At 61.8% G+C, this 9,845-nt stretch carries 10 protein-coding genes; 1 reads left to right on the top strand and 9 read right to left on the bottom strand.

Annotated elements, in window-relative coordinates:
• Positions 1-16: 16 nt before the first annotated feature.
• The 7 genes from modC to obgE all read right to left on the bottom strand — a co-directional run bounded on the left by modC (position 17) and on the right by obgE (position 7,462).
• Positions 17-1,117 (bottom strand): molybdenum ABC transporter ATP-binding protein, encoded by a 1,101-nt coding sequence (modC, locus tag AAE029_RS30860; protein WP_371076732.1) that lies wholly within the window; start codon positions 1,115-1,117, stop codon positions 17-19.
• Positions 1,114-1,815 (bottom strand): molybdate ABC transporter permease subunit, encoded by a 702-nt coding sequence (gene modB / locus AAE029_RS30855; protein WP_371076731.1) that lies wholly within the window; start codon positions 1,813-1,815, stop codon positions 1,114-1,116. The genes modC and modB overlap by 4 nt, the downstream gene beginning before the upstream one ends.
• A gap of 76 nt (positions 1,816-1,891) precedes the next feature.
• On the bottom strand, positions 1,892-2,686 hold the full coding sequence (gene modA / locus AAE029_RS30850; protein ID WP_371076730.1) for a molybdate ABC transporter substrate-binding protein: 795 nt from the start codon (positions 2,684-2,686) through the stop codon (positions 1,892-1,894).
• A gap of 611 nt (positions 2,687-3,297) precedes the next feature.
• Positions 3,298-3,915, bottom strand: a complete 618-nt coding sequence (locus AAE029_RS30845) for a nicotinate-nucleotide adenylyltransferase (protein WP_371076740.1) — start codon at positions 3,913-3,915, stop codon at positions 3,298-3,300.
• Between the two features lie 37 nt (positions 3,916-3,952).
• A complete protein-coding gene (locus AAE029_RS30840; RefSeq protein ID WP_371076729.1) occupies positions 3,953-5,236 on the bottom strand; it encodes a glutamate-5-semialdehyde dehydrogenase in 1,284 nt (427 codons plus the stop codon).
• A complete protein-coding gene (proB, locus tag AAE029_RS30835; protein ID WP_371076728.1) occupies positions 5,229-6,392 on the bottom strand; it encodes a glutamate 5-kinase in 1,164 nt (387 codons plus the stop codon). Before proB ends, AAE029_RS30840 begins: the two co-directional genes overlap by 8 nt.
• Positions 6,389-7,462 (bottom strand): GTPase ObgE, encoded by a 1,074-nt coding sequence (obgE, locus tag AAE029_RS30830; RefSeq protein ID WP_371076727.1) that lies wholly within the window; start codon positions 7,460-7,462, stop codon positions 6,389-6,391. Before obgE ends, proB begins: the two co-directional genes overlap by 4 nt.
• A gap of 82 nt (positions 7,463-7,544) precedes the next feature.
• On the opposite strand from obgE, the gene AAE029_RS30825 reads away from it, so the two are divergent.
• Complete coding sequence (locus AAE029_RS30825; RefSeq protein ID WP_371076726.1) at positions 7,545-8,405, top strand: endonuclease/exonuclease/phosphatase family protein; 861 nt, start codon at positions 7,545-7,547, stop codon at positions 8,403-8,405.
• Positions 8,406-8,507: 102 nt separating this feature from the next.
• Here the strand turns inward: AAE029_RS30825 and AAE029_RS30820 are convergent, their stop codons facing one another.
• On the bottom strand, positions 8,508-9,095 hold the full coding sequence (locus AAE029_RS30820; RefSeq protein WP_371076725.1) for a GNAT family N-acetyltransferase: 588 nt from the start codon (positions 9,093-9,095) through the stop codon (positions 8,508-8,510).
• Positions 9,092-9,727 (bottom strand): GNAT family N-acetyltransferase, encoded by a 636-nt coding sequence (locus AAE029_RS30815; protein WP_371076724.1) that lies wholly within the window; start codon positions 9,725-9,727, stop codon positions 9,092-9,094. Before AAE029_RS30815 ends, AAE029_RS30820 begins: the two co-directional genes overlap by 4 nt.
• Positions 9,728-9,845: the final 118 nt, after the last annotated feature.

Here is a 9,845-nt window from a genome sequence, read left to right as displayed (position 1 = left end):
TGATGTAGATCAGGATTCAGATTTCAGGCCGATTCGGCCTGAAATCATCCTGATCCAGCGCTACCGTTTTGATGACGGCGAAAACGGGCAAGCCTGAAGCAAGGGCGAGCCGTTCGCAGGAGAGCTCGGTGATGCGGGCAAGGATGGTATCGCCGCCGCAATCAAGCCGCACCTCCACCGTTCCGTCGGTGCCGGCCGAGAGGCTATCGACCCGTCCCTCCAGAATATTCAGCGCGCTCAGGCCCTCCGGCCGATGGGTTGCCAGCATGACGTCGCGGGCTGGAATGCGCAGGCGAACCGTCTTGCCGACGGAAATACCGGTTGCCGGGACATGCAGCTGCCCGGCTTTGAGAGCGACGACCGTCAGCCTATGCCGGGTGTCGCATTCCTCGACCGTGCCCTCGATCAAGGCGGCCGCATCGCGAGGGTCTGCGAGCGAGAGCGATGGCTGGTTGAGAACATCGACGACTGAACCCGTCGCCTCCACCTTTCCGTCGCTCATGAGAACGACACGATTGGCAAGTCGCCCCACCTCGGCGACCGAATGGCTGACGTAGACGATCGGGATATCCATCTCATCACGCAGACGTTCGAGGTATGGCAGGATTTCCGCCTTGCGGGCGTCGTCGAGGGCGGCAAGCGGCTCGTCCATCAGCAGCAGGCGGGGCGAGGAGAGCAGCGCCCGGCCGATGGCGACCCGCTGCTTTTCGCCGCCGGACAATTTTTCCGGCCGCCGGTCGAGCAGCGATCGAATGCCGAGAAGCTCGACGATCTGATCGAAGTTCTCACCTCGATCGGCGCGCGGCGCAAACCAGCGGCCGTAATTCAAATTCCGGCGAACCGTCAGGTGCGGAAAGAGCCGCGCCTCCTGAAAGACATAGCCGAACCGTCGCCGATGCCGGGGAACGAAGCGTCCCTTCTCGGTATCGGTCAGGACGTCGCCGTCGAAGATGACTTTTCCGTGGCTCGGACGTGTCAGGCCGGCAATGATGCGGATCATCGAGGTCTTGCCGGAACCGGAGCGACCGAAGAGCGCCGTGACGCCACCCTCGGAGGTGAAGGCGGCATCGAGTGCGAAATTGCCCAATCTGTGCCTGGCTTCGACGATGAGGGTCATTCGATATCCACCCTGCGGCCAAGGATATGGCCCATGAATTCGGACGCAAGCAGTGCCGCCATGGAAATGATGACGGCAACGATCGTCAGTCGCAGCGCTCCGGCATCACCGCCCGGAACCTGCGTGAAGGTGTAGATCGCGGCGGACAGCGTCTGGGTTTCGCCCGGAATGTTGGAGACGAAGGTGATCGTGGCGCCGAATTCGCCCATGGCCTTGGCAAAGGACAGGATCATGCCGGCGATGATGCCCGGAATTGTCAGCGGCAGCGTGACGGTAAGAAAGACCCAAGCGGGATTTGCGCCGAGCGTTCCCGCCGCCTCCTCGAGCTTGCGGTCGACTGCCTCCAGTGACAGTCGGATGCTGCGGACCATCAGGGGAAATCCCATCACGGCGCAGGCAAGTGCTGCACCTGTCCAGCGGAAGGAAAAGACGATGCCGAAATATTGGTCGAGAAAGGCGCCGATCGGGCCGCGCCGGCCAAAAAGAATGAGCAGGATGAAGCCGGTGACGACGGGCGGAAGAATGAGCGGCAGATGCACGATGCCGTTCAGGATGGATTTGCCCCAGAACTTGCCGCGGGCGAGAAGCAAGGCGACGACAATGCCGGCGGGAAGGCTTGCCAGCATGGCGACGATGGAAACGCGCAGGCTGAGCAGGATCGCCGTCCATTCCTCGGGGCTCAGGCCCAGTGCGTCCAACTTCTCTTCTCCCTATCCTTAAAATGGAGAAGGCCCACCGCAGCGAGCCTTCTCTTCATGCGCGGATTTGCAACGATCACTTCAGGACCGTGAACCCTTGTTTTTCGAAGAGAGGAGCAGCCTTATCGGATTTTACGAAATCGAGATAGGCGGCCGCATCCGGATTCTTGCTGTCGGCCGTTATCGCGATGGGATAGATGATCGGCGGATGGCTGTTTTCCGGGAAGGTGCCGACGATAGCAACGCCTGCATCGGCGGTGGCATCGGTCTGGTAGACGATGCCGTAGGGCGCTTCGCCGCGCGAAACGAGCGCGAGTGCGGCACGCACGCTCTCGGCGCCGGCCACCTTGCTTTCGACCGACGGCCAGACCTTCAGCGATTCAAGCGCAGCCTTGCCGTATTTTCCCGCCGGAACGGATTTTACCTCGCCCATGGCAAGCCTGCCGCCACCGAGCAGGCCGGCGAGATCGAAACCTTCCTTGATGTCGACCGGCTTTGCCTTGTCCTTGGCAGCAACCAGTACAATGGCGTTGCCGAGAAGATTGGAACGGGTGTCGGTCTTGATCAGGTTCTTCTTGGCGACATAGTCCATCCAGTCGAGGTCGGCCGAGATGAAGATATCGGCCGGCGCCCCATTTTCCATCTGCTTGGCAAGCGCCGAGCTTGCGGCATAGGACGTTGTCGTCTGCTTGCCGGTTTCCTTTTGCCATGCGGCATTAACGCTATCGAGCGCGTCCTTGAGGCTTGCGGCAGCGAAGACGGTAACCTTGTCGGCCGCGGCGGCGGGCGTAGAGATGACCGCAGCGCCCAGCCAAAAGGCCGAGATCGCGGCAGCTGCCAGCTTGATCCATCGACGGCGTTGAATATGCATTGAACCCTCCAATAATCGTAATATTTTCCTGAATATAACGTTGGCAAAGCTTTGGCTAGGGGATATATTTTGGAAAATATATCCACTTGTAATATGTTGTGATGCTCATACAAAGCATGGCAGAACGACGACGTATACGTCGGCTGCATGGCTCGGCCGAAAAGGACACGAGTTCAATGTTTTTGGGCAGCTTTGAAAGTAAAAGCTTGCCTGTTTCAGTGGAAGTTCCTTCGGGAATCCCGGCTGCGACCACCATATAAGTTGAGGGATTTGGGCAAAAAAAGCATTTTTTGGGCAATCGGTAGAATCGTGATTTGCACAGAGCGCATTGCTGCATTGCACTATCAGCAGTTTATTATCACACAAATTCTGCTAAAACATAATCATCGAAACGGCGATCTCCTCCTCCCAAAGCCGTTTTCGATATGGATCGGCAACCCTCCTCCTCCCAGTTGTCGATCAGGTTTGAAAGCCCGACGGATCTCCTCCCCCGTCGGGCTTTTCATTTTTCAGGCATTGTCTTCATGCATGTCGTTGCCGCAAACCGCTGCACACACTTTTGCGCGACATGCATTAAATCCCAAGAAAATCAAATAGCTGGCGGGCGGCAGTCATTCCGCAGCCGGGCGTATTCCGGTCTTGTGTTCTGCCGCGCCATCACGCAGAGCTGTCGAACTCAAAAGCGAGCGGGGGCCGTGGATGAAGGTCCAGGCAGGCGCCGGTTTTTTCCAGAGCACACCGGCATCGTCCTCGTCGACGCGGGCGAAGGCAAAGGTCTTGGTCATTTTCGACGACAGAAAGGAGAGCGTCGAACCCGGCCGGTCGATGACGGCAATGGGAAAAGTCCGGGCGATCTCCTGCCATCGCTGCCATTTGTGAAACGTCTTCAGGCTGTCGGCGCCCATGATCCAGATGAAATGGACATGGGGATTGCGCGCCTTGACGCGCTCCAGCGTATCGGCCGTATAGCGAACGCCGAGCGCTGCCTCGAAGGCCGTGACCTTGATGCGCGGATCGGAGGCAAGCGCTTCGCTGCCTGCGATGCGCTGAGCGAGAGGGGCAAGGTGATTGCGGTCCTTCAGTGGATTGCCGGGGGTCACCATCCACCAGAGCTGATCGAGGCGAAGACGGCGAATTGCGATCTCCGCCACAAGAGCGTGGCCTTCATGCGCCGGATTGAAGGAACCGCCGAAAAGACCGACGACCATGCCGCGCTCGACATGCGGCATGCGGAGGTAGCGGGGGTCGATCTTTTCGGTTTGCACGTCAGGGCCGTATCTGTCCGGTGCCTCGGACGCGGTATTTGAAGGAGGTCAGCTGTTCGACGCCGACCGGGCCGCGGGCATGCATCTTGCCGGTCGCGATGCCGATTTCGGCACCCATGCCGAATTCACCGCCATCTGCGAACTGCGTCGAGGCATTGTGAAGCAGGATGGCCGAATCGATTTCCGTGAAGAAACGCCCGACGACTGCCGGATCCTCAGCGATGACCGCCTCCGTATGGTTGGAGGAATATTTATTGATATGCGCAATCGCGCCGGAAATGCCGTCGACGACGGCAACGGAGATCACGGCATCCAGATATTCCGTCGACCAGTCCTCCTCCGTCGCCGGCTTCATGCCGGGTGCGACCTTGAGTACGGTGGCGGAGGCGCGTATCTCGCAGCCGGCTTCCGTCAATACCTCGAGGAGCGGCGTCAGATGCGTGCCGATTGCCGAACCATCGACCAGCAGGGTTTCCGCTGCGCCGCAGACGCCGGTCCGCCGCATCTTGGCGTTGACGATGATTTTCTTCGCCATTTCGATATCGGCGGAGGCGTCGACATAGATATGGCACAGGCCCTCGAGATGGGCAAAGACCGGCACGCGCGCCTCGTTCTGCACGCGGGCGACGAGGCTCTTGCCGCCGCGCGGTACGATGACGTCGATCGCACCGTCCAAGCCCCTCAGCATCGCCCCGACCGCGGCGCGATCCGTCACCGGAACGAGCTGTATAGCGTGCTCTGGAAGTCCCGCGGCCTTCAATCCTTCGACCAGGCAGGCATGGATAGCCCGCGATGAACGGCGCGAATCGGAACCGCAGCGCAGGATAACGGCATTGCCCGCCTTGAGGCAGAGAGCGCCGGCATCGGCCGTGACATTCGGGCGGCTTTCGAAGATGACGCCGATGACGCCGAGCGGCGTGCGCACCCGTTCGATCTTCAGTCCGTTCGGGCGATCCCATGCGGCAATCACCTCTCCGACGGGGTCGTTCAGTGCCGCGATCGCACGGATGCCCTCGGCCATTTCGGCGACACGCTTCTCATTGAGCGTCAGGCGATCGACGAAGGAGGGGAGGATATCCGTGCCCTCGACATCCTTCAGATCCCTAGCGTTTTCGGCGAGGATATGATCCTTATTCGCGAGGATGGCGTCAGCCATCGCGTTCAGGGCGGCGTTCTTCGCATCGGTGGACGCAAAACCCAGCGGTCGCGCAGCCGCCTTGGCCTTGCGGCCGATATCGAGCATCAGGGCGTCGATGTCGGGGCTTGTCGCAGCAGCATCAAGCATGGGCTGCATCCTTCCTCTCAGTTTCGGCTTTCGCATTCGCCGTCATGACCAGATCGTCGCGATGGACCATCGCGGCTCGACCGGGATAGCCGAGAATGGCTTCAATTTCCGTGGATTTGCGGCCGGTGATCCGCCGTGCCTCGTCGGCATCGTACCCTGCGAGGCCACGGGCGATTTCCCGGCCGGAGGGAGCGATGACGGCGATGGTGTCGCCGCGGCCGAAATGGCCGGTCACGGAGCGCACACCGGCAGGTAGCAGGCTCTTTCCGGCGCCGAGGGCCGCCACGGCGCCATCATCGACATGCAGGCTGCCTGCCGGCTGCAATTGCCCGGCAATCCAGGTCTTACGGGCGGTAACGGGCGTGCCCGACGGCGCAAACCAGGAAAAGCGAGCGCCGCTTTCGATCGCGGCGAGCGGCCTGTCAGTCTTGCCTGACGCGATGATCATGGCGCAGCCGGCCCCGGTCGCGATCTTGCCGGCATCGATCTTGGTACGCATGCCGCCGCGCGACAGTTCCGAGGCGGCACCGCCGGCCATGGCCTCAATATCAGGGGTGATCGCGGCGATTGTTTCCAGGAATTGCGCCTCGGGATCGAGGTGAGGGGGCGCGGTATAGAGGCCGTCGATATCGGAAAGCAGGATCAGGAGGTCCGCGCCCGTCATGGTCGCGACCCGCGCGGCCAGCCGGTCATTGTCGCCATAGCGGATTTCGCTTGTTGCGACCGTATCGTTCTCGTTGATTACAGGAACGGCGCCGATCTTCAGGAGCTGGCTGATCGTGGCGCGGGCATTGAGATAGCGGCGGCGCTCTTCCGTATCGGCGAGCGTCAGCAGGATCTGGCCGGCAACGATGTCATTCTCGGACAGGCTTTGCGACCATGCGCGCGCCAGCGCGATCTGTCCGACGGCCGCGGCCGCCTGGCTTTCCTCCAGCTTCAGCGCGCCGGACGGCAGGTCGAGCACCGAGCGGCCGAGCGCGATCGCGCCGGAGGAGACGACGAGCACGTCGACGCCCTTCGCTTTCAGCCCGTTGATATCGGCGCATATGCCATCGAGCCAGGCCTTCTTCAGGCCGGTCTTGCGGTCGACGAGGAGGGCGGAGCCGATCTTGATGACGATGCGGCGATAGCGGCCGAGCGGCTTGCGGCTGGTCATCCCTGCTGTTCCTCGTCCTCATCCAGGGTGGCGATATCGCGATGGCGAAGCTTTGGCATCTTCGCCGGCTTTTCTTCCGTATTGGCCTCGACGATGACATCGCGCAGCGCACGCAGCACCTCCGTCATTCCCTGGCCGGTCACGGCCGAGATCCTGAACGGCGTCTTGCCGCAGGCGCGCGCAAGCTCGCGCGTCTTCTTTTTCAGGCTCTCCTCGTCCAGCACGTCGATCTGCGACAGCGCGACCAGCTCGGGCTTTTCCGTCAGGTCGTTGCCATAGGCTTCCAGCTCGTGCTTGACCGTCTTGTAAGCCTTGCCGACCTTTTCCTCCTGGGCGGAGACGAGATGCAGCAGCACGCGGGTGCGCTCGACATGGCCGAGGAAGCGGTCGCCGATGCCCACGCCCTCATGGGCGCCTTCGATCAGGCCCGGAATATCCGCCAGCACGAATTCCCGGCCATCGACCGTGGCGACGCCGAGATTGGGATGGAGCGTCGTGAAAGGATAATTGGCGATCTTCGGCCGGGCGCGGGTGACGGCGGCAAGAAAGGTGGACTTGCCGGCATTCGGCAGCCCGACGACACCGGCATCGGCGATCAGCTTCAGCCGCAGCCAGATCGTCTTTTCCTCGCCTGCGAGGCCGGGATTGGCCCAATCCGGCGCCTGGTTGGTGGAGGACTTGAAGTGGGCATTGCCGAAGCCGCCATTGCCGCCGGCGGCAAGGCGGAAGCGCTGGCCTTCCTCGGTCAGGTCGCAGATCAGGGTTTCCTGGTCCTCCTCGAAGATCTGGGTGCCGACCGGGACCTTCAGCGTCACGTCGTCGCCATTGGCGCCGGTGCGGTTCTTGCCCATCCCGTGCATGCCGATCTTGGCCTTGAAATGCTGCTGATAGCGGAAATCGATCAGCGTATTCAGCCCGTTGACGGCCTCGACCCAGACGTCGCCGCCGCGCCCGCCGTCGCCCCCATCAGGACCGCCGAACTCGATGAACTTCTCGCGGCGGAAGGAGATGCTGCCCGCGCCGCCGTCACCGGACCTGATAAAGACCTTTGCCTCGTCGAGAAATTTCATTTTATGTCTGCCATTCGGTGTCAGTTTGGACCCGCCATTGCGCCTTCGATATAGACCGTTCAGCGAGAGGTCAAAGATTATCGTGAAATTCGCAAGCTACAACATTCAGTACGGGTTCGGTCTCGATGGGCGCTATGATCTGGAGCGGATCGTCGCCAATCTCGCCGGCGCCGATATCATCGCGCTGCAGGAGGCGACCCGGGGCTGGCCGGAGAACGGCGGCGTCGATATGGTCGCCGCGATCGAGGCCCTGCTGCCGGATTATTTCTCGGTCTACGGGCCGGCTTTCGACATGCATGGCGAAACGGTGGTCGAGAAAGGCCGGACCGTCGGCCGCCGCAACCAGTTCGGCAACATGGTGCTGTCGCGCTGGCCGATCCTTTCGACGCGCATGCTGCTTCTGCCGCGCAGCCGCACCCTTTCCAAGCTCAACCTCCAGCGCGGCGCGACCGAGGCGGTTATCGAGACGCCGATCGGCGCCTTGCGGGTCTATTCCGTCCATCTCGACCACGTCTCGCCGGACGAGCGCATCCGCCAGATCGTTCATCTGAAGGAACGGATCAATGCCTTCCTGACGGAGGGCGGGTCGCTCACCGGCGGCGCCGAGGTCGGCCTCGTCGATCCGCCGCTGCCGGAGGACTATGTTCTGATGGGCGACTTCAACATGGAGCCGGAATCGCCGGAATATCGCGCCTGCGTCGGCCTCGAGGACGCCTTCTATGGCCGCATCGCCCGCTTCGACACGCCGATCGACGCGCTCGCCGTCGCCGGCGGGCACAAGCCCGGCGGCTATAGCTGGATGGATCCGAAGAATCGCGACAGGCGTATGCATCTCGATTACTGCTTTATAAGCTGCGGCCTAGAAGGCCGGTTGCGCTCGGCCCATGTGGATACCGAGGCTCAAGGGTCCGATCATTTCCCGGTCTGGGTCGAGATCGATTGAACGGGTGAGGCATCGCCGGGTTTGCCGGCGATGCCTCTGTCGGCTAAGCAATTCCAGGAAAAGTGTGCAGCGGTTTTCCGTCCGGAATTGCGTAAAAACAAGTCAGGCTGCCTTCCGGGCTCGGAAAAAACCCGGTTCCAGCACCGTTTCGATGTGCGGCACCAACGTATTGCGCGCGAAGCTATAGACCTCGTTGCATCCGGTGATGCGGAAGCCGAGCTTCTCCTGCAGGTGCAGGGAGGCGATATTGTCGGCGAAGACCCCCGAATGGATGGTCGTCTCCGGCATCCGTCGCGAGAAGCGCTCAATCGCGGCCGCCGCCGCCTCGCCCATGTAGCCGCGCCGCCAGTAGAGGCGGTTCAGCCAGTAGCCGAGGTGCCAGCGGCCGTGTCGGAGCTCGATCGAGACGCTGCCGATATGCGTGTCGTCGCCGTCGGTGATCGCAAGCGGCCAGTCCGGCAGCAGGCCGGAGGTGGCCGGAACGAGCCAGTCCAGCGCATCCTGCCGGTCATAGGGCGCAGGCACCCGCGCCAGCATGCGGGTGACCGCGAAATCGGAGAGCGATTCGGCGATCGCGTCGGCATCGCTCATCCGGTGCGGGCGCAGGGTCAGTCGGGCCGTACTGATGACCGGAACGGGTCCGGGCATCAGCGGCCTTGCAACCTTTGCTCTCTGCAGGGCGGCACTCATGACAGTGCCCCCCAGCTGCGCAGCGATATCCAGGTCTTGCGGTCGAGCCTGTACCATTCGACCGGCACGTTGCTCGCCAGCGCCAGCGAGGCGGCAAGCCCCGGACCCTGGAACTGGAAGCCGCACTTCTGAAGAACCCGCCTGGAGGCGACGTTCATCACCCGGCAGCGGGCATCGATCTGCTCGACCCTCTCCCGCGTGCGGAAGACCATGTCGACCAGCGCGTGTGCCGCCTCAGTCATGTAGCCCTGGTTCCACCAGGGCTCGCCCAGCCAATAGCCGATTTCGACGGTACGTTCGTCGCTCGTCGGCTCGACGCCGCAGCACCCCATAAAGGCGCCGTTATCAGCCTTGGTGATCGCATAGACGCACTTGCCAATTTCGCCGTTCTTCGTGCGACGCACGAAGTCGGCGGCATCATTGGCCGTGTAGGGATGCGGCATACGCGATACCATGGTGGCGACTTTGGCGTTGTTGGCGAGATGGGCAAGGGCGTCGATGTCTTCTTCGTGAGGGGCGCGCAAAACGAGCCTCTCGGATAATAAGACAGGGCAATCGGTCCTTAACCGCTCCGGCCTCAGCCGTTCCTTGGGAGACCGGTATTGGTCTTCCCTCAACATTTCGCCTTGCATGGTTCAGTCCTCCTTGAGGTTAAAGAAAAAGGGGAGTTGGGTGGCGCCCCATCTCCCCTGTTTTCTGGACTGAACCTGGTACGATCAGCCGGGTCGATGAGACGCCGGCTGTTTTTGA

Source organism: Sinorhizobium sp. CB7, assembly GCF_041357635.1.
GTDB lineage: Bacteria > Pseudomonadota > Alphaproteobacteria > Rhizobiales > Rhizobiaceae > Rhizobium.
The sequence above is the reverse complement of the archived record's forward strand: the minus strand, read 5'-3'. Positions and strand labels throughout refer to the sequence as shown.

Excerpts from the sequence above, each read along its gene's own strand:
- AAE029_RS30840 (WP_371076729.1), bottom strand. The coding sequence starts at position 5,236 with ATGCTTGATGCTGCTGCGACAAGCCCCGACATCGACGCCCTGATGCTC.
- modC (WP_371076732.1), bottom strand. The coding sequence starts at position 1,117 with ATGACCCTCATCGTCGAAGCCAGGCACAGATTGGGCAATTTCGCACTC.
- AAE029_RS30815 (WP_371076724.1), bottom strand. The coding sequence starts at position 9,727 with ATGCAAGGCGAAATGTTGAGGGAAGACCAATACCGGTCTCCCAAGGAA.
- modA (WP_371076730.1), bottom strand. The coding sequence starts at position 2,686 with ATGCATATTCAACGCCGTCGATGGATCAAGCTGGCAGCTGCCGCGATC.
- obgE (WP_371076727.1), bottom strand. The coding sequence starts at position 7,462 with ATGAAATTTCTCGACGAGGCAAAGGTCTTTATCAGGTCCGGTGACGGC.
- AAE029_RS30845 (WP_371076740.1), bottom strand. The coding sequence starts at position 3,915 with ATGCCGCATGTCGAGCGCGGCATGGTCGTCGGTCTTTTCGGCGGTTCC.
- AAE029_RS30820 (WP_371076725.1), bottom strand. The coding sequence starts at position 9,095 with ATGAGTGCCGCCCTGCAGAGAGCAAAGGTTGCAAGGCCGCTGATGCCC.
- proB (WP_371076728.1), bottom strand. The coding sequence starts at position 6,392 with ATGACCAGCCGCAAGCCGCTCGGCCGCTATCGCCGCATCGTCATCAAG.